Here is a 23,739-nt window from a genome sequence, read left to right on the forward strand (position 1 = left end):
ATGCCACGGCCTTCCGTGTAAGAAGCGGGTTTCAGTAACCGACGGTGAAACGCTCGCGCGTGTGCTTCGGGTTCTCGATCTCGTCGAGGACCGCGACCGCGAAGTCGGCGCCGCCGATGAAGGAGTTGCCGTCGCCGTCGACGACGAGGACGTCGCCGCCGTCGCGGTACGCGCCCGTCCGCTCGCCCGGAGCCCACGAGCCGAAGCCGCCCGCGGGGTGGATGTAGAACCAGTTGCGACCCGTGTCGTCGGCCTGGAGGTCTTCGAGGATGCCGATGGCCTCCCGCGCCTCGGGCTTGTACTCCTCGGCGAAGCCGTCGGTGTCGATCAGTCGCGGGCCGCCCTCGGCGACGAGCGAGCCACCGGCGCCGCCGACGACACCCACCCGGACGTTCTCGGGAAGAGCCGCGACGAGCTCGGCGATCGCGGGACGGAGCTTGCCCTCCATGTCGCCGCGCGGGGCCACGGCGGACACGACCACGTCGACACCCTCGAGCTGGGCGACCAGGCCGGGGACGTCGAGGACCGTGCCCTCGAGGTAGGTCACGCCCTCCACGCGCTCGGTCGGGACCGACCGGGCGATCGAGACGGCGGTGTGTCCGCGGCGGGCGGCCTCGGCGACGATGTGGCTACCGGCATAGCCGGTTCCTCCGATCACGGCGATACGGGTCATCAGCGTTCCTTCCTCGACGGGATCAGTGCGCGGCGCGAAGCGTCGACACCTGGTACAGAGCCACGGATGCCGCGATACCGGCGTTCAGCGACTCGGTTGCGGCGGAGATCGGGATCGACACGACCTGGTCGCAGGTCTCGGTCACGAGGCGCGAGAGGCCCTTGCCCTCGGAGCCCACGACGATGACGACGGGACGATCCGCGAGCTCGAGCGCGGGCAGCGAGACCTCGCCGTCACCGGCGAGACCGAGCACGAACACGCCCTGCTTCTTGAACTCCTTCAGCGTCGCGGTGAGGTTGGCCGCGAGGGCCACCGGGATGCGCGCCGCGGCTCCGGCGCTGGTCTTCCAGGCTGCGGAGTTGACGCTCGCCGAACGGCGCTGCGGAAGGATGAGCCCCTGGCCACCGAAGGCGCCGGTCGAGCGGATGATCGCCCCGAGGTTGCGCGGGTCGGTGACGCCGTCGAGCGCGACGAGCAGCGGGACCTCGCCGCGGTCGATGATCTCTTCGAGCAGGTCCTGCGGGTGCGCGTACGTGTACGGCGGCACCTTCAGGGCGACACCCTGGTGGACGCCGTCGAAGCCGGCCATCCGGTCGAGCTCGGGGCGCGTGACCTCCAGGACCGGGATGCCGCGGTTCGTCGCGATCGACAGCATCTCTTTCACGCGGTCGTCCATCTCGACGCGCTGCGCGATGTAGAAGGCCGTGGCGGGGATCTTCGCGCGCAGAGCCTCGAGCACGGAGTTGCGGCCGGTGACGGTCTCGGTGTCGTCGGACGCCTTGGGGCTCTTCCGGTTCGCGTTGCCGCCGACGCCGCGGACGGCGGGCTTGCCCTTGCCGCCGGCGGCGGCGTAGCGCTCCTGGGCGGCCTTGCGCTTGCCTGCGGGGTGCCACGCGCGGTCTTCGGCCTTGGGGGTGGGACCCCGACCCTCGAGCGCCTTGCGGGAGTGCCCGCCGGTGCCCTTCAGGGGGCCCTTCTTCTTGCCGGGGTTGCGTGCGCCCGGGCGTCCTGGCTTAGCCATCGATACTCCAGTGGGTTCCGGCTGGAGTGTCCTCCAGCGTGATTCCTGCGGCGGCGATCGCGTCACGGATGCGATCCGCGGCCGCCCAATCCTTGTCCGCGCGCGCTTGCGCGCGCTGCGCGATCATCGTCTGGACGAGGGCGTCCAGAGCGGCGGTCTCCGCTCCCCCGCCGGTGCCACCCCACTGAGAAGAGTGAGGGTTGATCCCCAGGACGAGCGTCATCTGCATGACGTCCATGACATCCTGCTTCGCCTCATCGTACTTGCCGGCGTCGAGCAGCGCATTTCCGGACCGGATGCTCGAGTGGATGGCCGCCAGGGCCCGGGGCACCGAGAGGTCGTCGTCCATGGCCTCGGAGAACTCCGTGGGCAGCCCCTCCTTCGCCTCGGGCCATCCGGGCGCGACGACACGTCGGGCCCGGTCGAGGAACGTCCGGATCCGGCCGAGGGCCGCCTCAGCCTCGGCCCACGAGGCGTCGCTCAGATCGAGGTTGGAGCGGTAATGCGCCGCGGCGAGCGCGTATCGCACCACGAGCGGGTCGTGCGCGTCGAGCACGTCGGCCGCGAGGGTGAAGTTGCCGAGCGACTTCGACATCTTCTGCCCGTCGACCGTCACGAGACCGTTGTGCACCCAGTACCGCGCGAACGCGTCGCCCGCCGCGGTCGACTGGGCGATCTCGTTCTCGTGATGGGGGAAGCGCAGATCGAGTCCGCCGCCGTGGATGTCGAACTCGGGGCCGAGGTACCGGCGCGACATCGCCGAGCACTCGATGTGCCAGCCCGGCCGGCCCGCGCCCCACGGCGATGCCCACGTCGCCGACGCGGGCTCGCCTGGCTTCGCGCCCTTCCACAGAGCGAAGTCGTGCGGGTCGCGCTTCCCCCGGGGGTCGGCGTCGGACGCGGGCTCCATGGCATCCAGGCTCTGACGCGTGAGCTCCCCGTAGGCGGGCCACGACCGGACGTCGAAGTACACGTCACCCTCGGCGGGGTAGGCGTGACCGCGCTCGATGAGCTCGGCGATCAGTTCCTGCATCTGCGTGACCGACGCGGTCGCGCGCGGCTCGTAGGTCGGCGGGAGGATGCCGATAGCGGCGTACGCGCGTGAGAACTCGAGCTCCATCCGATACGCGAGCGCCCACCACGGCTCGGTGTCGGTGGCATTCGCGAGCACCTTGTCGTCGATGTCGGTGACGTTGCGGACGAACGTCACCCGGCCGAAGCGGTGAGCGAGCCAGCGGCGCAGCAGATCGAAGGCGAGGGCGGCGCGCACGTGCCCGATGTGCGGACCCGACTGGACGGTCGGTCCGCAGACGTAGACGGTGACATTCGACGGGTCGAGAGGCGTGAAGTCACGCAGGGCCTGAGCCTTCGTGTCGTAGAGCCGAACAGTCACCGCCCCAGCCTACCGGCCGCCTCCGGCGGCGACCCGAGCCCGAAACACGGCGACGCTAGTCTCGATCCGTGCAGCTCGACATCCGCCTCGACGACCTCTCCGGCGCACCGACACGGGAGCTGGTCACAGCCCACGTCGCCGGGATGCTGGCGAACACTCCAGCCGAGAGCTGCCACGCCCTGGACGCCGACGCGCTCATGGGCAAAGGAGCCCTGCTGTGGTCGGCATGGGCCGACGGAGAACTCGCCGGCATCGGCGCCCTGTCGCCGTTCGGCGCCGACCAGGGAGAACTGAAGTCCATGCGCGTGACGGAGGCGTTCCTCGGGAAGGGAATCGGCCGCGCGATTCTGCGCCACATCGTGGACGAGGCGCGGGCACGTGGCATCCGGAGCCTGTGGCTCGAGACGGGCAGCGGTGACGACTTCGCTGCGGCCCGCGGTCTCTACGCCAGCGAGGGCTTCGTCGAGTGCGCGCCGTTCGGGGCGTACGTGCCCGACCCGCTGTCGACCTTCATGACGCGCGAGATCTAGCGCGGAAGCACCAGCGCGATCGCGAAGGCGGCGACTCCCTCGGTGCGTCCGGTGAAGCCGAGCCCGTCGGTGGTGGTGGCGCTGACCGAGACCGGCGCACCGCGGAGCGCCCGCGAGAGCGCCTGTTCGGCCTCGACCCGACGCGCGGCGAAACGCGGGCGGTTGGCCTGCACCTGGACGGAGACGTTCCCGACGCGCCAGCCGGCCGCTTCGATCAGACCCACCGTGTGCGAGAGGAAGGCCTCGGCGTGCGCCCCCGAGAACTCCGGTCGATCCGTGCCGAAGTGGGTGCCGATGTCACCGAGGCCCGCAGCCGACAGCAGCGCATCGACGATGGCGTGAGCGACCGCGTCTCCGTCGGAGTGCCCGGACAGCGCTTGCTCGCCGTGCCACTCGAGACCCGCGAGCCAGAGCGTTCCCTCACCGCCGAAGCCGTGGACATCGGTTCCGATACCGATGCGCGGCGCCGCCAGGGGTCGCGGCGCGACGAGACCTCGCGCGCGTTCGAGATCGGGGGCGGTGGTGATCTTGAAGGAGTCGGCGTGGCCCGCGACCGTCATGACGTGGTGTCCGGCAGCTGCGACGAGGGCGGCGTCGTCGGTGTGGTCGGCGTCGGCGGCCGCGACCGCCGCCTCGAGCACGTCGCGTCGGAATCCCTGCGGGGTCTGCGCGGCGGCGAGTTCGGAACGATCCACCGCGGCGAGAATCACCCCGTTCTCATCGACGCGCTTGATCGTGTCGACGACAGGGACGGCCGGGATGACGGCGGGCGCGCCTCCCCGAAGCGCGTCGATCACCCGCTCGAATACCGAGACCGGGGTCAGCGCGCGCGCTGCGTCGTGCACGAGCACGAGCTCGATGTCCGCGTCGAGCGCCGAGAGGCCGGCGGCCACGGATTCCTGCCGGGTGCGACCGCCGACGACGATGCGGACGGCGTCTCCACCATCACCGTCTCCGTGATCGCCGGACACGGCCTGGACGTCGGCGCGGGCGGCATCCTGAAACCCGTCGGGCACGACGACCACGACCTGGGCGCGCGGTGCCGCCAGAACCCCCCGGAGGGAGTGACGCAGGATCGAGTCGCGATCGAGAGGCACGAAGGCCTTCGGCGCTCCCCCCTGGAGACGGGTGCCGGAGCCGGCGGCGACGACGATGACCGCGAGACGCGGGGAAGGCGAGGGGATCACTCCCCTACGCTAGCGCGGGCATCGCCCGCCGCTCGGAAAGAACGGCGGGCGACGGAGCGTCTCAGGAGGCGAGGACCTCGTCGAGGACGACGCTCGCGCGGTCTTCGTCGGTCTTCTCTGCCAGAGCGAGCTCGGACACGAGGATCTGGCGAGCCTTCGCCAGCATGCGCTTCTCGCCGGCGGAGAGCCCGCGGTCCTGGTCGCGGCGCCACAGGTCGCGGACGACCTCGCTCACCTTGATGACATCGCCCGAGGCCAACTTCTCGAGGTTCGCCTTGTAGCGGCGAGACCAGTTGGTGGGCTCTTCGGTGAACGGTGCGCGCAGCACGTCGAAGACGCGATCGAGACCCTCTTTGCCGATGACGTCGCGAACGCCGACGAGGTCGACGTTGTCAGCCGGGACCTCGATCACGAGGTCGCCTTGCGTGACGTTCAGCTTCAGATACTTCTTCGTCTCGCCCTTGATGACGCGTTCTTTGACCTCGATGATCGTGGCCGCGCCATGGTGCGGGTAAACGACGGTCTCGCCAACCTCAAAAAGCATGGAGTTATGTCCTTTCGGCAACATCCAGGATACCACAGGCACTCATACGCTAAGGTTCCGCCCTCTCGACGCACCTCTCCCTTCACGCGCGCCTCTCGCGCGCGTGAACGCGACGGCGAAGCGCGCCCGAGCCGACCGCGGCGCGGCGACCCCGTAGGATGAGGTTGTGCCGTCTGTCGTCCTGGGAGGATCCGTGAAATCGCGCCTGATCGCGTCCATCGCCGTAGGTGCCGCCGTCGTGCTGGGCACGACGGGTTGCAACATCCTTGCGCCCCAGGCGACGACGATCGACTACTCCGCCTCTGACGGAATCAACGTCCCCGCCGCTTCCGGCCCCCTGGACGTCCGCAACGTCCTCATCGTCGCCGACGAGAGCGGCGAGGTCGGCAACGTCGTCGCCGCGATCGTCAACTCCACGACCGAGCCGCAGACGCTGCGCCTCGAGGTCGGCGAGGGCTCCTCGGCCGTCCGCGCCTCGGTCAAGGTCCCCGCCAGCAGCACCCTGAGCCTGGGCGACCTCACGAATGACGTGGAGCCGCTCCGTCTCGACGGCATCGACGCCGTTCCCGGTTCGACCGTCCCGGTGTACTTCCAGTCCGGCGACGGCGAAGGGGCGCTCATGCAGGTCCCCGTCCTCGACGGCGCACTGCAGTACCTGAAGACCCTCGCGCCCACCCCGCAGGCCACCGTCTGGAACACCCCGACGCCAAGCGCGACGCCCAGCGCGACCCCGAGCCCCACGCCGTCCTCCTGACGGAATGACGAAGGCGCCGACGGATTCCCGTCGGCGCCTTCGTCATTCCCGCCTCAGGCCTCGAAGCGGTAGCCGAGGCCTCGGACGGTGACGAGCATCGTCGGCTCGCTCGGGCTCTGCTCGATGCGCGAGCGGATGCGCTTGATGTGGACGTCGAGCGTCTTGGTGTCGCCGAAGTAGTCGGTGCCCCAGACGCGGTCGATGAGCTGACCGCGAGTCAGCACGCGACCCGCGTTGCGCATGAGGACCTCGAGCAGCTCGAACTCCTTCAGGGGCATGTTGATCTCTGCTCCATCCACCGACACGGTGTGTCGATCGATGTCCAGGGTGACGCGTCCTCCGCTGAGGATCCGATCGTCGAGGTCGGCGTCATCCGGGGTCCGACGGCGCAGAACGGCGCGCATCCGGGCCAGCAGCTCCCGCGTCGAGTAGGGCTTCGTCACGTAGTCGTCGGCACCGAGCTCGAGCCCCACGACGATATCGACCTCGGAGTCCTTGGCCGTCAGCATGATGATCGGCACGTGCGACGACAGCCGGATCTGCCGGCAGACCTCCGTGCCCGGCATGCCGGGCAGCATCAGGTCCAGCAGCACGATGTCGGCACCGCGGTCGTGGAACGCCGTCAGGGCGAGAGCGCCGTCCTCGGCGATCTCGACCTCGTACCCCTCCCGCCGCAGCAGATAGGCCAGCGGGTCGGCGAGGTCCGGCTCGTCCTCGACGATCAGAACGCGGGTCATACGGTGTCTCCGTTCAGGGGGGCGGGACGTGCAGCAGCGGCCTTGCGGCCCTTGCGTCCCGACTTGGGGCGGGGTTGCTCGAGGTCGGGCGCCTCGGACATCGGCAGTCGGATGGTGAACGTCGAGCCGCGGTCGGGGCGCGACCACAATCGCACCTCGCCTCCGTGGCGCTGGACGGCGTGCTTGACGATCGACAGACCGAGCCCGGTTCCCCCTGTGCGGCGGGATCGCGCCTGGTCGGCCCGGTAGAAGCGCTCGAACACGCGGTGCTGATCGGCTTCGGGGATGCCGATCCCGCGGTCGGTGACGGCGATCTCGACGACCGTGCCGTCGAGCTTCACCCCGACACCCACCTTGGAGCCGCCGGGCGAGTAGGCGATCGCGTTCGCGACGAGGTTGCCCAGCGCCTCGGTGAGGATCTGCGGCTCGCCGCGCACCCACAGCCCTTTGGTCCCCCCGCGCACGACCGTCACCTGGGCCGAGTCCGCGGCGATCCCGTAGGCCTCGACCGCCGAGGTGACGACCTCGTCGATCGAGACGTCCCGCACGTCGCGCAGTTCGTCGGATGCCTGCAGCCGAGACAGGCTCAGGATGCGGTTCACCAGGCCGGCCAACCGCGTCACCTCCGCCTGCAGCCGCGATGAGAAGTACCGCACCTGTTCCGGATCCTCGGCCGCGGATTCGATCGCCTCGGCCAGCAGGCTCACCGCCCCCACGGGAGTCTTGAGCTCGTGGCTGGTGTTCGCCACGAAGTCGCGACGCATCTCTTCGACGCGCTCGCGTTCGGTGATGTCACGCAGCACCAGGAGGACCAGTCGCGGCGAGATTGGAGTCGCGCGCACCGCGACCAGGCGCGGTTCTGCCGGCGCGGCACCTCGGCGCAACCGCAGGTTCTCGCTGACCGACGCTCCCGTGTCACGCGCCGCCCGCGCGACGCGACGCAGTTCGTCGCTGGCGATCACCTCTCCGGCAACCAGACCGAAGACGCCCGCGGTCGATGAGAGCGCGAGAACCGTCGACGACATGTCGCAGACGAAGGCGGGGTCGTCCATCGCCCCGAGCATCGCCTCGACGCCCTCGGGCAGGTCGACGGCGGTCTGCGCCAACGAACGATCGCGTGCTCGCAGGGCTCCGACCACGAGGCCGACGATGCCGCCCCCGAGCAGGAGTCCCACGAGGAGCGCGAGCAGCGAGAGCTGCGGTGGTTCCATGCCCCCAGCGTAAAGGCGTGGTCACGGCGTCACCGGCCGTTCAGGCACGGGATGCCGAAGCCGAACGTTACTATTCACTGTCACGGCACCATTCGTTCATCTTCGCTGGAAACAATCCCCGGAGGTAGCGGAACGCACATGTGCCGTGCCGCCGACGGAAGGTACCGCGATGCGCGAAGTATTCCACCAGTCCCTCGAGGACGTTCAGGCCCGCCTGGTCGAGATCGCCGACCTGGTGACGGTCGCGATCGACCGCGCCACACGCGCGTTCGGCACCAGCGACGTCTCGCTCGCCGAAGAGGTCATCGAGGCCGACGCGATCATCGACGAGAAGGCCGTCGAGCTCGACGAGCTCGCGATCGAGATCCTCGCGCGTCAGCAGCCCGTCGCGCGCGACTTGCGGATCGTCGTCACCGCGCTGCGCGTGAGCGCGTCGCTCGAGCGCATGGGCGACATGGCCGAGCACATCGCTCAGCTGGCGCGATCGCGCTTCCCCGAGCGCGCGATCCCGAAGGGCCTCAAGACGACGTTCACCCGCATGGGTGAACTCGACGTCGAGGTCGCGCGCAAGCTCGCCGAGCTGCTGCGTACTCAGGACCTGCGCATCGCCGAGGCGATCCGCGACGCCGACGACGACATCGACGAGCTGCACGTCAGCGTCTTCGAGAAGGTTCTGGGCGACTCGTGGAAGGGCGAGGCCACCGCGACGGTCGACGCCACCCTCGCGAGCCGTTACCACGAGCGCTTCGCCGACCACGCGGTGTCGGTCGCCAAGAAGGTGGTCTACCTCGCGACCGGCGACTGGGCCGGCGCCGACGACGAGATCGAGCACGAGCCTCACCCCGTGATCTGAGCGGCAAAACGAGAAGGGGGTGGATGCCGATCGGCATCCACCCCCTTCTTCGTCGCGGTGTCAGTGCTTGTTGCCCTGCGCGGCCACGGCTGCGGCGCCCGCGGCAGCGGCCTCGGGGTCGAGGTACTGGCCCGGGCCGAGCGGCTTCATGTCGTCGTCGAGCTGGTAGACCAGCGGGATGCCGGTGGGGATGTTGAGCTCGGCGATGTCGGCGTCGCTGATGCCCTCGAGGTGCTTGACGAGACCGCGCAGCGAGTTGCCGTGCGCGGTGACCAGCACCGTCTTGCCTGCCTGCAGGTCGGGGACGATGTCGCTGTGCCAGTACGGCAGCATGCGGTCGATGACGATGGCGAGCGACTCGGTGTCGGGCACCTCGCCGTCGATGCCCGCGTAGCGCGGGTCACCGACCTGGCTGTACTGGTCGTCGGCGGGCAGGGGCGGCGGCGGAACGTCGAACGAGCGACGCCAGAGCATGAACTGCTCGTTGCCGAACTCCTCGAGGGTCTGCGCCTTGTCCTTGCCCTGCAGCGCGCCGTAGTGACGCTCGTTGAGGCGCCACGAGCGCTTGACGGGGATCCACAGGCGATCGGCCGCGTCGAGGGCGATGTTCGCCGTCTGGATCGCGCGGCTGAGCACCGAGGTGTGCAGCACGTCGGGCAGGGTGCCGGACTCGGCGAGCAGCTCGCCGCCGCGCTTCGCCTCGGCCTTGCCCTGGTCGGTGAGTCGCACGTCGACCCAGCCGGTGAACTGGTTGGTCTTGTTCCACTCGCTCTGCCCGTGGCGGAGGAGGATCAGCGTGTGAGGCATGACTCCATGCTATCGACGCGCGGCCTGCTCCCAAGCGGAGCCTGCTCCCGAGCCGAGCCTGGCATCATGTCGGGAGTGACTTCCTCCCCCGTCGGCCGCCCGACCCGCGGCACGACCGGGACCAATCGCCTCCGCCGGATCGATCGGTGGATCGCTCGGCATCCCGTGCTCCGCCGCACCGAGGATCCGCTCGTGGTCGATCTGGGGTTCGGCGCGAGTTCGGTCACGCCCGTCGAGATGCTGTCGCGTCTCCGGAGCGAGCGCCCGGACGCGCGCGTCGTCGGTCTCGAGATCGACCCGGAGCGCGTCGAACGCGCGCGCGCCGAGGCGCAGGGCATCGACGGCGTCCGCTTCGCGCGCGGCGGCTTCGAGATCCCCCTGCCCCGGGGCGAGCGTCCCGCCGTCATCCGTGCGATGAACGTGCTGCGGCAGTACGACGAGGACGATGTCGCCGATGCGTGGGCCCTCATGTGCGGGCGACTCCAGCCCGACGGCATCCTCGTCGAGGGCACGTGCGACGAGATCGGTCGCGTCGCGACGTGGATCGAGATCGGGGCGGATGCCGAGCCCCGGAGCCTCACGATCTCGCTCCGCCTCGCCGGGCTGGACGTGCCCTCGATCGCCGCCGAACGCCTGCCCAAGGCTCTCATCCACCGCAACGTCCCCGGGGAACGCGTGCACGAGTTCGTGGCATCCGTCGATCGGGAGTGGACGCGGGCGGCCGCGGTCGCGCCCTTCGGGCCGGTGCATCGGTGGCGGACGGCGATGCACGCGCTGGCCGACGCCGGCTGGCCGCTCGTGCGACGCGAGCGCTGGCGGCTCGGTGAGGTCGGCGTGGCCTGGGGCGCGGTGGCCCCGCGCTGACGCGCACCGAGACGTCCTCAGATGCGCGGGAGCAGGGCCCGTGCCTCGGCCGACGGCATCCCCGCGGCGACCAGGAGATCGACGGCCAGAGGACGCATCGCGGCCACCAGATTGAGCTCGCCGACACCACCACCTGGTAGGAGCGCAGCCGGATCGAGGCGGCGGATCACCGCGACCACGGCGGACCGGGCGGCAGGCTCGAGCGAGATGTCGTCGAGGCTGTCACGTACCAGAGCCGCCCCACGCGCCAGTTCCGCGAGCAGGTCGGCGGGGACGGGACGCGCTTGCCCGTCGGCGCACAGGTAGGCGGCGCGGCGAGCGACCACGCGAAGGTTCCGAGTGGCGAGGTCCAGGGCTTCGCGCACGCGCGCGTGGCGCTGCAGCTCGGTGCGCTGGCGGCGGAGGAACGGAGAGATCCGGGCGACCTCCTGACCGGACTCGAGCGAGCCGCTCCACGCATCGACGTAGGTCTGCAGCGAGCGTGAGCGCTCGAGCCCGCGTTCGGCACGGGCTCTGTCACCCCGGCGAAGCGCGCGCACGATGGTGTTCATCGCCACGTCGAGCGCGTCGAAGAGTTCGTCGGCGTCACGCAGCTCGGTGCGGCGCAGGGTGCGCGGGATGAGGGCCGTGACGATGAGGGCCGCCACTCCCCCGACGGCCCCGTCGACCAGCCGGAGGAACGGTGCCCCCGACACGAGGACGAGCGCGATGAGCGACTGCACGACCGCCGCGAGGGCGAAGCCGGGTTGCGGGGAGAGGAATCGCGCGGCGATGAGCGTGACGGTCATCGCGACCGCGATCTGCCACCACCCCGCACCCGCGATCAGCAGCACGAGCTCGGCGATCAGGATGCCGACGAGCATCCCGGCGACGGTCTCGGCGACGCGCCAGGGCCGGGCGTCGCGTACGAGCCCCAGGCTCGACACCGTCACGGTGGCTGCCAGCAGGGGCACGCTGTGTCCCAGCACGAAGTGCGCGAAGCAGTACGCCGCCGTGGCCGCGACGACGATCTGCGCGATCGCCGGCAGCGACTCGCGCACCCGAGCGGTGCGACGGGCGAGGGCCGTGCGCCATCCGGACCGCGCGACCGCCACCCCGACGGTGGTGGTCGACGCGTCGTCCCCGGTCATTCCGCGGCGCGACGACGACCGAGGCGCGGGAGCCGCGGGATCGAGGCCGTCGCACCCGCGTCGGCGGGCACGACCGTCTCTTGCGCGGCCGCCAAGGGACCGTCGGCGGTCTCGACGACGAGCGGGACCCCCTCCGGGGCCGTGCGCTTGATCAACGCGAGGGCGATCGGTCCCTCTTCGTGGTGGACGGCGACCGAGGTGATGGCGCCGATCACCGCGTCGCCCGCGCGGACCGCGTCGCCCCGCTGCGGCAGCACGTTGTCACTGCCGTCGAGCTGCAGGGCGACCACGCGCCGGGGCGGGTGACCGAGGTTGTGCACCTTCGCCACGGTCTCCTGACCGCGGTAGCAGCCCTTCGACAGGTGGACCGCGGTGCGCAGCCAGTCCATCTCGTGCGGCAGCAGGCGCTCGTCGGCATCGACACCCACGCGCGGGCGCCACGCGGCCACGCGCAGCGCTTCGACGGCGTCGAGGCCCGCGAGCGCGACCTCTCCCCGTACGGCGGCATCGATCACGCGGTCGAACTCGACGGCATCCAGAATGGCTTCCGCCCAGTCACGGTCGGAACCGGGGTGCGGCTCGACACGCGCGTACGCCCATCCTCCGGGCGACACGTCGGGCCACGGGTCGACCCACACCGGCGCGACCGCCGACAGCGCCGAGACCGCGTCGCGTGTCCCGCCCACGACGAACAGGTCGTCGGAGCGGTCCTTCACCTCGACCCGCAGGCGGAACCGCATGCGCGTGAGCCACCCGGCGAGCGCCTCGACGTCGGCCCTGTCGACGATGAGCCACGCGGTCTCTCCGTCGTCGACGACGGAAGCGGCGTGCTCGACGCGTCCCTGGGGATCGAGGATGAGCATCTCGGTCGACACGCCCGGCGCCAGGTGCGTCAGCGCCTGCGAAGAGAGCGAATCCAGCCAGCTGCGGCGGTCCTCACCACCGACCGAAATGACGCCACGGTCGCCGAGCGGGGCGAGAGCGGACCCGGATGCCAGGCGTCGCTGCTCCGCGACCGGGGAACCGACGTGGCGCAGACCGCGATCGTCGACCACGGCGCCGGGGACGTCCGCGAGCGTCGCCATCGTCACTCCGCCCGCGCGAGACGCGCCGAGGCGTGCGAGCCCAGCTCGCGCCCGAGAGCGGCGATGTCCCACGCCCAGAGGAGGTGGTTGTCGACGAGCCCGTACAGACGGGTCGCGGCGGTGTACGGCTTCGCGCCGGCCGCGCGCACGACGGCGTCGGTGGCGAGGTCGATGCGCGGGCCCTTGACCTGTCCGACATACAGCTCGAGGACGCCGTCCGAATGCACGAGGCTCACCTCGAGGTCGAACCCGCCGTCGTCGTTGCGGAGCTTCTCGACGTCGTCGGCCGTGCGGACGACCGCGGACTCGGTCGGCGGGAGCAGCGCCGGACCGGCGTCAGCGCCGCCGGAGGGGCGCGCGACGCGCCAGTAGCCGATCTCAGAGACGAGGGGGCGCCGCTCCTCCCCGTCGAGGAGCCACGCGTCCGCGGAGTAGTTCAGGAAGTCCCCGCCGTCGTGGCTGAAGCTCACGCGGTGCGCGAACTCGCCCGAGTAGGAACGACCGTCCGCCTCGTAGTCGATGACCCCGGTGCCCTCCCAGACGCCGAGGAGCCACGAGAGGGGGACGAGGTCGGCGGGAAGGTCCGTCGGAATCTCGATCACGAGATGCCGATCAGCGCTGGCCGCGGAAGAGGTTCCAGATGACCGTGCCGGAGACGAAGGCGATCGCCAGCGACGCCAGGCCCAGAAGTCCCACGAAGAACAGTTCGAGCGCGAGGAGGTTCATGCCTCAACTCTAGCGGGGAACGATGGCCGCCAGACCGAAGCCGGCCGTGATGAGTCCGAGAACGACGAGGGCGCCCAGGACGCTCGCGGCCATGCGCTGGATGAAGGCCTGCGACCGCCCGTACCAGAGCTGGATGGCGAAGGCGGCGACCACGCATCCCCCGAGGGCCACGGTGATCCACTGCGCGCGCCACGGAGCCGGCACCAGGATGCCGATCGCCACACCCGCGATGACGGCCAGGACCCACACGGCGATCACGCCACCGTAGGTGCGGCGCGGTACGAGGTCGGGCGTCGACATGCCCCCATCATTGCTCAGACCGCGGCGTGACGCACGCCTCGGACGGCGGCGTGCGGCGTGGTGGCGTGCCTCACCCTAAGATGGGCGGGTGTGCGGCAGCCCGCACTGGGAGGACCGCGTGGCTCAACTTCTCGTTCTCAGCTCCGCCCCCGGCGGTGGTGCCGTTCTGCCTGCGCTCGAACTTCTGAGCCACCGGGTGCGCCAGATCCCCGCCGAGCCGGCTCAGCTGGTGAATGCCCCGAGCGCCGACATCGTCTTCGTCGACGCGCGTTTCGACCTCGTCGGCGCGAAGTCGCTGTGCAAGATCCTGACGACGACGGGCATCGAGGCGCCGTTGATCCTCGTCATCACCGAGGGCGGCCTCACCGCGGTCTCGACCGACTGGGGCGTCGACGACGTGGTGCTGGTGGGCGCGGGTCCGGCCGAGATCGACGCTCGCATCCGCCTGGCCATGGGGCGGCGCAGCGCCGATCAGGTGTCGACGCGCATCCAGACCTCCGGCATCACGATCGACGAGTCATCGTACTCGGCCAAGGTCCACGGCAAGCCGCTCGATCTCACCTACAAGGAGTTCCAGCTCCTGCACTTCTTCGCCACGCATCCCTCGCGCGTCTTCACGCGCGAGCAGCTCCTCAGCGAGGTCTGGGGCTACGACTACTTCGGCGGGACGCGGACGGTCGACGTGCACGTTCGTCGTCTGCGCGCCAAGCTGGGCGACCTCGAACAGCTCATCGGCACGGTGCGCAACGTCGGCTACCGCTTCAACGTCTACGAAGACGACCAGCCCCCCGTGGCATCCGCCCCCGCGTGAGCATTCCCGGCTGAACACTCGCGCGTGCGACGCGTGTACCGCGTGTTCACTCCCGTGTCACCGACCCCTGCAATGATGTGGGGATGATGGAACACGACGCTCTCGACGCGGGCCTCGGCGACGCGGACGACGACGACTTCGACGAGGCGATCGAGGCCGCGGACGACCAGCTGCCCGATCACCGGTACCTCGATCGCGAGATCAGCTGGCTCGCCTTCAACCAGCGCGTGCTCGAACTCGCCGAAGACCCGACGGTCCCCGTCCTGGAACGCGCGAACTTCCTCGCGATCTTCGCGAGCAACCTCGACGAGTTCTTCATGGTGCGCGTCGCCGGTCTGAAGCGTCGCATCATCACCGGACTCGCCGTCCCGACCAACGTCGGTCGTGCTCCCCTCGATGTCCTCGCCGACATCTCGGCCGAAGCGCACCGTCTCCAGCTCCGCCACGCGGCGGCATGGACCGAGAAGGTCCGTCCCGCTCTCGCCGAGTCGGGTATCGAGGTCGTCACGTGGGATTCGCTCGACGAGCCCACCGCTGAGCGGTTGACGGAGTACTTCCAGCACAACGTCTTCCCCGTCCTCATGCCCCTCGCGGTCGACCCCGCGCACCCCTTCCCCTACATCTCGGGCCTGTCGCTGAACCTCGCGATCCGCATCCGCAACGCGCGGACCGGTCGCCAGGAGTTCGCGCGCCTGAAGGTGCCGCCGATGCTGCCGCGATTCGTCGAGGTCCCCGGCGAGGGCCCGGGCGTGCGGTACCTCCCCCTCGAGGAACTGATCTCGAACCACCTCGGCGACCTGTTCCCGGGCATGGAGGTGCTCGATCACCACGCGTTCCGGCTCACGCGCAACGAAGACATGACGATCGAGGAAGACGAGACCGAGAACCTCATCCAGGCCCTCGAGGCCGAGCTCCTCCGCCGTCGCTTCGGCCCGCCCATCCGCCTCGAGATCACCGAGGACATGGACGACGTCACGCGCTCTCTCCTTCTGAGCGAGCTCGACATCACCGAGCAGGAGGTCTACCGCCTCCCCGGCACGCTCGACCTGCGCGGGCTGTTCGACCTCTCGCGCATCGACCGTCCCGACCTCCACTACCCGCCGCACGTACCCAAGACCGCGTTGGCGTTCCAGCCGCCGGAACAGAACGGGCGCGCCGACCTGTTCGGGGCGATCCGCAAGGCGGACGTCCTCGTGCACCACCCCTACGAGTCGTTCGCGACGAGCGTGCAGGCCTTCCTCGAGCAGGCGGCGCGCGACCCGCACGTCCTCGCGATCAAGCAGACGCTCTACCGCACCTCGGGCGACAGCCCGATCGTGCAGGCCCTGATCGACGCCGCCGAAGCGGGCAAGCAGGTGCTCGCCCTCGTCGAGGTGAAGGCGCGCTTCGACGAGGCCAACAACATCGTCTGGGCGCGCAAGCTCGAGAAGGCCGGCGTGCACGTCGTGTACGGCCTCGTCGGACTCAAGACGCACTGCAAGCTGGCGCTCGTGATCCGCGAGGAAGAGGGGCGCCTGCGCCACTACAGCCACGTCGGGACGGGAAACTACAACCCCAAGACGAGCCGCATCTACGAGGACTTCGGTCTGTTCACGATCGACGATCAGGTCGGGCGCGACCTGACCCGCCTGTTCAACGAGCTGAGCGGGTACGCGATCGAGAAGAAGTTCAAGCGCCTCCTCGTCGCGCCGCTTCACCTGCGCAAGGGCCTGCTCCGCCACATCGACAAGGAGCGCCGCAACGCCCTCGAGGGCAAGCCCGCTCGCGTGCGGATCAAGGTCAACTCGATGGTCGACGAAGAGATTATCGATGCGCTCTACCGTGCGAGCCAAGCGGGGGTTCCCGTCGAGGTCTGGGTGCGCGGCATCTGCTCGATCAAGCCCGGGGTTCCGGGGATGAGCGAGAACATCACGGTGCGCTCGATCCTCGGCCGCTACCTCGAGCACTCGCGCATCTTCTCGTTCGCGAACGACGGCGACGAGCAGATCTACATCGGCAGCGCCGACATGATGCACCGCAACCTCGATCGCCGTGTCGAGGCGCTCGTGCGGGTCGTCGATCCGAGCCAGCTGCAGGAGCTGTCGACCCTGTTCGACCTCGCGATGGACGACGGCACCATGTCGTGGCACCTGAACGCCGAGGGCGAGTGGATCCGGCACAGCGTCGACGCGGAGGGCGCGCCTCTCATCGATCTGCAGGAGCACACGATGGCACGCGTGCAGCGCAAGCGGCGCGCGCGGGCGGCGCGGTGAGTGAAACCGCCGTCTACGCGGCGGGAGGCGTGGTCTGGCGCGAGGTCGAGGGCAAGCTGCGGGTCCTGCTGATCCACCGTACGAAGTATCGCGACGTCACGCTGCCCAAGGGAAAGGTCGACCCCGGCGAAACGCTCGCCGAGACCGCCGTGCGCGAGATCCGCGAAGAGACCGGCATCCGTGTCGCCCTCGGTGTGCCCGTCGGTGTCTCGCGGTATCGGATGCCGAGTTCGCGGACGAAGATCGTGCACTACTGGGCCGCCGAGGCGTCGGATGCCGCGGTGCGCACGTCGACCTTCGTGCCGAACAAAGAGGTCGCCGCGATCGAGTGGATGAGCCTGAAGAAGGCCCGGAAGAACCTGAGCTATCCGGTCGATCTCGAGATCCTCGACGAGTTCATCCGGCTCGTCGACGAGAAGGCTCTGCCCACCTTCCCGATCATCGCGCTCCGACACGGCAAGGCCCGCCCGCGCGAGGAGTGGGACGGCCCGGATGCCGAGCGCCCCCTCGCCCCGCGCGGACGGAAGCAGGCGAACGCGATCGTCGGCCCCCTGCTCGCGTTCGGGGTGCGCCGGATCGTGTCGAGTCCCGCCGAAAGATGTGTGCGCACCGTGACGCCGCTCTCGCAGGCGTTGGCGCTGAAGATCCAGCTGGCGGCCGACATCAGCCAGGACGCCTGGGAAGAGGGTCGCGCCGACGTGCGCAGGGTCGTCGGCGAACGGGTGCGGGCACGAAAGCCCGTCGTCCTGTCGAGCCACGGGCCGGTCCTGCCGGCCATCATGCACGAGCTGGCGCTCGCGACCGGCACGATGCGAGGCTCCTACCTCGGCAGTTCGTCGGCGCTCGAGACCGGCGGGTTCTCGGTGGTGCACATCCCCGTCCACCACCCCGGTGCGGGCATCGTCGCGATCGAAACGCACGAGCCACCGGTGTGACGCTGCCCCGCGGTCTCCGCGTCGCGTGGGGAGAGGTCGCCGACGCGGCATCACGGCGCGAGGTGTCGAGGACGCTGCTGTCAGGGCTGCTGCGCGAGGCGACCTTCGTCTCTCGCTGTCCGCGCTGCGGGGGCGAGCATGGCCGCATCCGCGTGTCCGGGGCCGAGGCCGCGGTCTCCGTCTCGTATGCAGGCGGCTGGGCGGTCGCCGTCGTCGCCGAAGGGTGTGCTCGCGCGGGGATCGATGTCGTGGAGGCCGATGCCGGCGGCCTCGACCGCGTCCTGCCCGGAGCCGATGCCCGGGCGTGGGCGCGCGTGGAGGCCGTGCTGAAGGCCGACGGGCGTGGTCTCGACGTGGATCCGGCACGCGTCCAGGTGACGGGTGGCGTGAACAACGCCTGGAGGGCGCGCATCGATCGGGGGGCGTGGGTCACGGGCTACGACCTCATAGCTCCCGCGGGACTGGTCGCGGCTGTGGTGGTCTCGGCGTAGGAGACGCCGATCCTCGCGGGCCCGGGCCCCATCGCGGTGCCGGACGGGAATCGCGGTGCAGGACGGGAGGAGAATCCGGGACGGGAGGACACCCGGCTACCCGAGAGTCCTCCCCTCGCCGGATCTCCTCCTTCTTCGACCCGAGCGGCCCCTGCCGGGTGGCGCTGCGCGGCGGCGAAGCCGGAACGGCTTGACGCGTCAGCGCAGCGCGGGCAGCTCGCGATGGTCGATCCAACGCGACAGCAGAGCAGCGGCATCCGCTCCCCCGGCCCGCTCGACCGCGGCGCGGAAGTCGGCGGTCGTGACGAGACCGTGGCGGTGGTCCGCGGTCCAGCCGCGCAGCAGCGCGAAGAACGCGTCGTCACCGATCGCGCGCCGCACCGCGTGCAGAGTGAGCGCGCCGCGCTTGTAGACACGGTCGTCGAACATGTCGTCGGGGCCGGGATCGACGAGCAGCAGATCCTGCGGCTTCGCCGCGAGCCGGGTGTGGTTCTCGGTCACGGAGGCACGCATCGAGGGGCCACCCGAGGCATCCCACCACAGCCATTCCGCGTAACAGGCGAAACCCTCGTTCAGCCAGATGTCGCTCCATCGGGCGATGCCGACGCTGTTGCCGAACCACTGGTGCGCGAGTTCGTGGGCGACGAGCCGCTGTGCCGCCGGGACGAGGTGGTTCATGCCGAACACCGCCAGTCCCTGCGCTTCGAGAGGGATCTCGAGCTCGTCCGCGGTGACGACGAGCGTGCACGCCTCCTGCGGGTACGGGCCGAACAGCCTGTCGAACACGCGCAGCATGTCGGGGACGCGGGCGAAGGCCCGGTCGGCAGCCGCGGTGAGGGCGGGCGGGGCGGTCACGCTGACGACGGGGACCACGTCGACGCCGCTTCCCGCCAAGACCTGCGTGCGATACCGCCCTACGTGGACCGCGGCGAGGTACGTCGCGGTCGGGACGTCGGAGGTGAAGGTCGTCGTGGTGCGGCCGCCGCGCCGTGTCGTCGCCCCCGCGACGCCGGTGGCCGCGACCGTGTATCCGTCGTCGACCGTGACCTCCAGCCGCATGCGCGCGCGGTTGTCGGGCCGGTCGTTGCACGGGAACCACGTGGGTGCACCCGTCGGCTGTCCCGCGACGAGAGCGCCGTCGGTCAGCTCCTCCCACCCGACGGTCCCCCAGCGCGAGCGCCGCGGTGCCGGCGAACCGGCGTAGACCACCTCGACGCGGAACGACGCACCGCTGGCGAGGGCGCGCGGCGGGGTGACCCGCAGCGCGCGAGGACCGCTCGTGTGACGCGCGGCCACGCCGTCGACCTTCACGCGCGTCGCGCGGAGTCCGACGAGGTCGAGGGCGAACGACGCTATCGGCTGCCGGGCGACGGCGGTGATCGTGGCCACCCCCTCGAGGCGATTGGTGCGCACGCGGTAGCTGAGGGCGAGGTCGTACTCCTCGACGTCGTACGACGCATCCCCGCTCTGCGGGGCGTAGGGATCGCCGCCGCTCACGACGTCGACTGGTAGGCGCGCACCTTGACCGCGCGCCAGGGTCCGATGGGGTTTCCACTCCAGCGCGAGCCGACCGGGACGGTCTCTCCGCGCATGACCAGAGAAGCCGGGCCCACGGTGGCGTGGGCGCCGAGCGTGGATGCCGGCAGCACCACGCTGTGCGGGCCCAGGGTCGCCCCGGGTTCCAGCTCGACGGTGTCCATACTCATGATTCGATCATGGAACAGGTGCGTCTGCACGACGCACCCGCGGTTCACCGTCGATGCGTCGCCGAGAGTCACGAGGTCGGGCTCGGGCAGCCAGTAGCTCTCGCACCACACGCCCGTGCCGATCCGCGCGCCGAGGCTGCGCAGCCAGACCGCGAGCGCCGGCGTGCCGGACGCGGCGCGAGCGAACCACGGCGCCGCGACCATCTCGGTGAAGGTGTCAGACACCTCGGTCCGCCACACGAAACTCGACCACAGGGGCTGCTCTCCCGCACGGATGACCCCGACGATCGCCCACTTCGCCGCGGTCGACACGGCCGCCGCGACCGCGCCCGCCGCCAGCAGGACGACGCCCGAGAGCAGGAGCGTCCACACCGGCCCGACCGCATCCCAGAGGCCCGCGAGGGTGAACAGCACGCCGAGCCCGATCCCGCAGGTGACGACCACCGGAACGAAGCGGCACAGCTCCCACAGGGTGCGCGCGAGACGCAGACCCGGGGTCGGCTGGTACGTGCGCGATTCGTCACCCTCGGCCGACAGGCGCCGCAGGCGCACCGCGGGAGAACCGAGCCACGACGAGCCGGGCTTCGCCTTCAGCGGCGCCGCGGACAGCACCGCCACGAGACCATCTCGGGGCACGCGGTGGCCGGGGGCCGCCATCCCCGAGTTGCCGAGGAAGGCGCGCTTGCCGATGCGCACCGGCCCGAGGCGCAGCCACCCGGCGCGGAGCTCGTAGGACGCCACCATCGTGTCGTCGGCCAAGAACGCTCCGTCCTCGATGCGCGCCATCGACGGGATCAACAGGACAGTGGATGCCTCGACGTCACGCCCGACGCGGGCGCCGAGCAGGCGCAGCCAGACGGGGGTGAAGAGCGAGGAGTACAGCGGGAAGAGGATCGTGCGCGCGGCATCCAGGAGTCTTTCGATGCTCCACGCCTGCCACGCCACCCGGCTGCGGACGGGGAACGTCCCCTCGACGAGACCGATCGAGAGCAACCGCACGAGAAGGACCACGGATGCCGCGAACACGACGCCCGTGACCGCGACCGCGGGCACGAGCCAGGCGAAGGCCCGCGCGGTCGCCTCACCGAGGCTGTCGGCCCCGTGGATCCCCTGCGCGATCACGAGACCGCCGACGGTGAACGCCGCGAGCGGCAGCAGCGCGAGCACCACGGCCGACGCCGCGTACGCCCACAGCCAGCGCGTCGGTGCCGGCGGGCGCTCCCCGGGCCAGCCCTTCGCGGTCCCGCCGACGCGGACGGCGGGCGAGCCGGCCCACGACTGATCCGCCTTGACCCGGCCAAAGACCGCGGAGCCGGGGGCGATCTCGGCGCGACGGCCGATGCGCGTGCCCGGCGCCAGGGTCGAGCGCGCTCCCACCGTGGCCTCCGCTCCGATGCGGACCTCTCCGATGCGGACGAGGTCGCCGTCGATCCAGTAGCCCGTGAGGTCGACCTCGGGCTCGATCGACGCTCCGTCGCCGACGACGAGCATTCCGGTGACCGGCGGCAGCGCGTGCAGGTCGACGTTGCGGCCGATGCGCGCACCCAGCGCCCGGGCGTAGTACGAGACCCAGGGCGCACCGGCGAGGCCCACGGCATCCACCTGGTCGGCGATCTGCTCGGCGAGCCACAGACGGATGTGCACCCACCCTCCGCGCGGATAGTCGCCCGGACGCACACCCGCCAGCAGAAGACGAGCGGATGCCACGGCGATCGCCATGCGTCCGAACGGCGTCGCGAACACGAGCAGACCGATCAGCAGGGCGGGCCAGGGCACCGTCGGGAGCACCTCGAACCCGGGCAGGAGCTGCAGGATCGCCGACGCGGTCAGCAGATACAGCAGCCACCGCACGCCGGCGAGGATGAACAGCGGTGCGCCGAGGAGGGTCTGCGCCCACTGCGTCGTCCGGGGTGTCGGCGCCGCGCGGTGAAACTCGGCCGGACCCTCGTCGCTCAGCTGCGGGCCGAGCGCCTTGGCCATCGCCCCCAGGCGGGGGACGTCGTAGATGTCGGCCACCGAGAACTCGGGCACGCGCGCACGGATCCGCGAGACGAGCTGCGCGGCGGCGAGGGATCCCCCGCCCAGGTCGAAGAAGTCGGCCTTCCGCTCGGTCACGGGGAGGCCGAGGACCGCCTGCCACTGCTCGGCGAGCCACGCTTCGTCGGCGGAGAAATCCGTGGCGGCGGGCGCATCGACACCCGGCAACGGCCACGGGAGCGCTGCGCGGTCGACTTTCCCCGAGGTGCGGACGGGGAGCTCGTCGACCACGCCGAGCAGCGGGATCGTCGAGGCGGGGAGACGCTCGGCGAGCGCGGCACGGGCCGCTCCGCGATCGAGGTCGACCCCGGCATCCATCACCAGATACCCCACGAGCACCGGGACCCCGGCCTCGGTGGTCCGCACCGCGACAGTGGCGGCGCTGACCCCGGCGAGGTCCTGCAGCGCCGACTCGACCTCGCCGAGCTCGATGCGACGCCCGCCGACCTTGACCTGATCGTCGGCCCTGCCCTGGAAGACGAGTCCCTCGGAATCGAAGCGCACGAGGTCGCCGGAACGGTACGCCCGCTCCCAACCGAGCGTGGGCATGGGGGCGTACTTCTCGGCATCCTTCTCGGGGTCGAGGTACCGCGCGAGGCCGACGCCGCCGATGATGAGCTCGCCGACCTGGCCCTCCGCGACGGGGAGGCCCTCGGCATCCACGACCGCCAGGGCCCAGCCGTCGAGGGGCAGGCCGATACGCACGGGAAGGGTGCCGTCGAGCGGTGCCGCACACGCGACGACCGTCGCCTCGGTGGGTCCATAGGTGTTCCACACCTCGCGCCCCTCGGCGACCAGTCGTGCCGCCAGCTCGGGCGGGCACGCCTCACCGCCGAAGATCAGCAGGCGCACGTTCTCGATCGAGTCGGCCGGCCACATCGCCGCGAGGGTGGGCACCGTCGAGACCACGGTGATGCCCTGGCGCAGCAGCCAGGGCGCGAGGTCTTCGCCCGAGCGCACGAGCGAGCGCGGGGCCGGGACGAGGCACGCGCCGTGGCCCCACGCGAGCCACATCTCCTCGCACGAGGCGTCGAAGGCGACGGACAGCCCCGCGAGCACGCGGTCGCCGGGGCCGAGCGGATCCTGCTGGAGGAAAAGACGCGCCTCGGCCTCGACGAAGGCCGCCGCCGAGCGGTGCGACACCGCCACGCCCTTCGGAACGCCGGTCGATCCCGAGGTGAAGATGATCCACGCATCGTCGTCCACCGTGGGCGGGGCCACGATCGGGACGGCGTTCGTGCTCGGGTGCGGAGCGTCCCCCTCGTACAGGCGCACCAGATCGTCATCGTCGGCAAGGAACTCTCCGTCGCCGGCGATGATGCCCTTCACGCCCGCCTCGCCGAACACCAGACGAGCGCGTTCGTCGGGATCGTCGGCATCCACCGGCACGTAAGCCGCCCCGGCGGCCATCACGGCGAGGATCGACACGTACAGCTCTTTCGACCCCGACGGCATGCGCACGCCGACGCGGTCGCCGCGACGCACCCCGGCGGCGTGGAGGGCACCGGCGGTCTTCCAGACGCGTGCGAGCAGTTCGCGATAGCTGAGGGCGCCCGAACCGTCGTCGATCGCCGAGGCCTCGGGATGCCGCGACGCGACGTCGGCGAGAAGGTCGATGAGCGTGCGTGCGTGCGGGGCGGCGCTCGTTCGATCGAGCGGCGCCTGCGCGGCGGAGGCGGGTGTCGTCACGGG

The 23,739-nt window shown here is 70.7% G+C and carries 22 protein-coding genes; 8 read left to right on the top strand and 14 right to left on the bottom strand.

Features of this window, described 5'->3' with window-relative positions; translation table 11 throughout:
- Positions 1-31: 31 nt before the first annotated feature.
- Genes AB0O24_RS02015 through cysS form a run of 3 tightly spaced genes read right to left on the bottom strand, consistent with a single transcriptional unit; the run spans position 32 to position 3,087 of the window.
- A complete protein-coding gene (locus AB0O24_RS02015) occupies positions 32-673 on the bottom strand; it encodes an NAD(P)H-binding protein (RefSeq protein WP_275796335.1) in 642 nt (213 codons plus the stop codon).
- A 22-nt stretch (positions 674-695) separates the two neighbouring features.
- On the bottom strand, positions 696-1,694 hold the full coding sequence (gene rlmB / locus AB0O24_RS02020; protein ID WP_275796336.1) for a 23S rRNA (guanosine(2251)-2'-O)-methyltransferase RlmB: 999 nt from the start codon (positions 1,692-1,694) through the stop codon (positions 696-698).
- The gene (cysS, locus tag AB0O24_RS02025) at positions 1,687-3,087 is read right to left on the bottom strand and encodes a cysteine--tRNA ligase (protein ID WP_363372163.1); all 1,401 of its coding nucleotides are present in this window, start codon (positions 3,085-3,087) and stop codon (positions 1,687-1,689) included. Before cysS ends, rlmB begins: the two co-directional genes overlap by 8 nt.
- Before the next feature lie 68 nt (positions 3,088-3,155).
- Between cysS and AB0O24_RS02030 the strand changes: the two genes are divergently transcribed.
- Positions 3,156-3,617 (top strand): GNAT family N-acetyltransferase, encoded by a 462-nt coding sequence (locus tag AB0O24_RS02030; protein WP_275796338.1) that lies wholly within the window; start codon positions 3,156-3,158, stop codon positions 3,615-3,617.
- On the opposite strand, the gene ispD is transcribed toward AB0O24_RS02030, so the two are convergent.
- A complete protein-coding gene (gene ispD, locus AB0O24_RS02035; RefSeq protein WP_363372165.1) occupies positions 3,614-4,804 on the bottom strand; it encodes a 2-C-methyl-D-erythritol 4-phosphate cytidylyltransferase in 1,191 nt (396 codons plus the stop codon). The genes AB0O24_RS02030 and ispD overlap by 4 nt on opposite strands.
- A gap of 61 nt (positions 4,805-4,865) precedes the next feature.
- On the bottom strand, positions 4,866-5,348 hold the full coding sequence (locus AB0O24_RS02040; RefSeq protein ID WP_013585821.1) for a CarD family transcriptional regulator: 483 nt from the start codon (positions 5,346-5,348) through the stop codon (positions 4,866-4,868).
- Between the two features lie 193 nt (positions 5,349-5,541).
- Here AB0O24_RS02040 and AB0O24_RS02045 point away from each other — a divergent pair, with 193 nt between their 5' ends.
- Positions 5,542-6,102 carry a DNA modification methylase gene (locus tag AB0O24_RS02045; RefSeq protein ID WP_275796340.1) on the top strand — a complete coding sequence of 187 codons (561 nt, stop codon included), beginning with the start codon at positions 5,542-5,544 and terminating at the stop codon, positions 6,100-6,102.
- A 53-nt stretch (positions 6,103-6,155) separates the two neighbouring features.
- On the opposite strand, the gene AB0O24_RS02050 is transcribed toward AB0O24_RS02045, so the two are convergent.
- Together AB0O24_RS02050 and AB0O24_RS02055 are read right to left on the bottom strand one after the other, a co-directional pair.
- Positions 6,156-6,839 carry a response regulator transcription factor gene (locus AB0O24_RS02050; RefSeq protein WP_307385623.1) on the bottom strand — a complete coding sequence of 228 codons (684 nt, stop codon included), beginning with the start codon at positions 6,837-6,839 and terminating at the stop codon, positions 6,156-6,158.
- On the bottom strand, positions 6,836-8,050 hold the full coding sequence (locus AB0O24_RS02055) for an ATP-binding protein (RefSeq protein WP_363372169.1): 1,215 nt from the start codon (positions 8,048-8,050) through the stop codon (positions 6,836-6,838). The genes AB0O24_RS02050 and AB0O24_RS02055 overlap by 4 nt, the downstream gene beginning before the upstream one ends.
- 169 nt (positions 8,051-8,219) lie before the next feature.
- Here AB0O24_RS02055 and phoU point away from each other — a divergent pair, with 169 nt between their 5' ends.
- Complete coding sequence (phoU, locus tag AB0O24_RS02060) at positions 8,220-8,903, top strand: phosphate signaling complex protein PhoU (RefSeq protein ID WP_058597428.1); 684 nt, start codon at positions 8,220-8,222, stop codon at positions 8,901-8,903.
- A 60-nt stretch (positions 8,904-8,963) separates the two neighbouring features.
- Here the strand turns inward: phoU and AB0O24_RS02065 are convergent, their stop codons facing one another.
- Positions 8,964-9,710 (bottom strand): phosphoglyceromutase, encoded by a 747-nt coding sequence (locus AB0O24_RS02065; protein ID WP_275799077.1) that lies wholly within the window; start codon positions 9,708-9,710, stop codon positions 8,964-8,966.
- Between the two features lie 66 nt (positions 9,711-9,776).
- On the opposite strand from AB0O24_RS02065, the gene AB0O24_RS02070 reads away from it, so the two are divergent.
- On the top strand, positions 9,777-10,574 hold the full coding sequence (locus tag AB0O24_RS02070) for a class I SAM-dependent methyltransferase (RefSeq protein ID WP_275799080.1): 798 nt from the start codon (positions 9,777-9,779) through the stop codon (positions 10,572-10,574).
- Between the two features lie 17 nt (positions 10,575-10,591).
- Here the strand turns inward: AB0O24_RS02070 and AB0O24_RS02075 are convergent, their stop codons facing one another.
- The 4 genes from AB0O24_RS02075 to AB0O24_RS02090 form a co-directional block, all read right to left on the bottom strand.
- Positions 10,592-11,704, bottom strand: a complete 1,113-nt coding sequence (locus AB0O24_RS02075; RefSeq protein WP_363372173.1) for an FUSC family protein — start codon at positions 11,702-11,704, stop codon at positions 10,592-10,594.
- A complete protein-coding gene (locus AB0O24_RS02080) occupies positions 11,701-12,789 on the bottom strand; it encodes a glycine cleavage T C-terminal barrel domain-containing protein (protein ID WP_363372176.1) in 1,089 nt (362 codons plus the stop codon). Before AB0O24_RS02080 ends, AB0O24_RS02075 begins: the two co-directional genes overlap by 4 nt.
- A 2-nt stretch (positions 12,790-12,791) precedes the next feature.
- Positions 12,792-13,391, bottom strand: coding sequence for an FABP family protein (locus AB0O24_RS02085; protein WP_363372179.1), 600 nt, complete (start codon positions 13,389-13,391; stop codon positions 12,792-12,794).
- A 133-nt stretch (positions 13,392-13,524) separates the two neighbouring features.
- A complete protein-coding gene (locus AB0O24_RS02090) occupies positions 13,525-13,815 on the bottom strand; it encodes a hypothetical protein (protein ID WP_058597423.1) in 291 nt (96 codons plus the stop codon).
- Positions 13,816-13,933: 118 nt separating this feature from the next.
- On the opposite strand from AB0O24_RS02090, the gene AB0O24_RS02095 reads away from it, so the two are divergent.
- From AB0O24_RS02095 to AB0O24_RS02110, 4 genes are all read left to right on the top strand, one after another.
- Positions 13,934-14,626, top strand: coding sequence for a response regulator transcription factor (locus AB0O24_RS02095; protein WP_058597422.1), 693 nt, complete (start codon positions 13,934-13,936; stop codon positions 14,624-14,626).
- 83 nt (positions 14,627-14,709) lie between these two features.
- Positions 14,710-16,878, top strand: a complete 2,169-nt coding sequence (locus AB0O24_RS02100) for an RNA degradosome polyphosphate kinase (RefSeq protein WP_363372181.1) — start codon at positions 14,710-14,712, stop codon at positions 16,876-16,878.
- Positions 16,875-17,813, top strand: coding sequence for an NUDIX hydrolase (locus AB0O24_RS02105; protein ID WP_275799095.1), 939 nt, complete (start codon positions 16,875-16,877; stop codon positions 17,811-17,813). The genes AB0O24_RS02100 and AB0O24_RS02105 overlap by 4 nt, the downstream gene beginning before the upstream one ends.
- Positions 17,810-18,304, top strand: a complete 495-nt coding sequence (locus AB0O24_RS02110) for a hypothetical protein (RefSeq protein WP_363372184.1) — start codon at positions 17,810-17,812, stop codon at positions 18,302-18,304. Before AB0O24_RS02105 ends, AB0O24_RS02110 begins: the two co-directional genes overlap by 4 nt.
- A 198-nt stretch (positions 18,305-18,502) precedes the next feature.
- Here the strand turns inward: AB0O24_RS02110 and AB0O24_RS02115 are convergent, their stop codons facing one another.
- The gene (locus AB0O24_RS02115) at positions 18,503-19,801 is read right to left on the bottom strand and encodes a M1 family metallopeptidase (RefSeq protein WP_363372187.1); all 1,299 of its coding nucleotides are present in this window, start codon (positions 19,799-19,801) and stop codon (positions 18,503-18,505) included.
- Positions 19,798-23,736, bottom strand: a complete 3,939-nt coding sequence (locus AB0O24_RS02120) for a Pls/PosA family non-ribosomal peptide synthetase (protein WP_363372190.1) — start codon at positions 23,734-23,736, stop codon at positions 19,798-19,800. The genes AB0O24_RS02115 and AB0O24_RS02120 overlap by 4 nt, the downstream gene beginning before the upstream one ends.
- Positions 23,737-23,739: the final 3 nt, after the last annotated feature.

This window comes from Microbacterium sp. NPDC086615, assembly GCF_040686055.1.
In the GTDB taxonomy this organism is placed as follows: Bacteria; Actinomycetota; Actinomycetes; order Actinomycetales; family Microbacteriaceae; genus Microbacterium.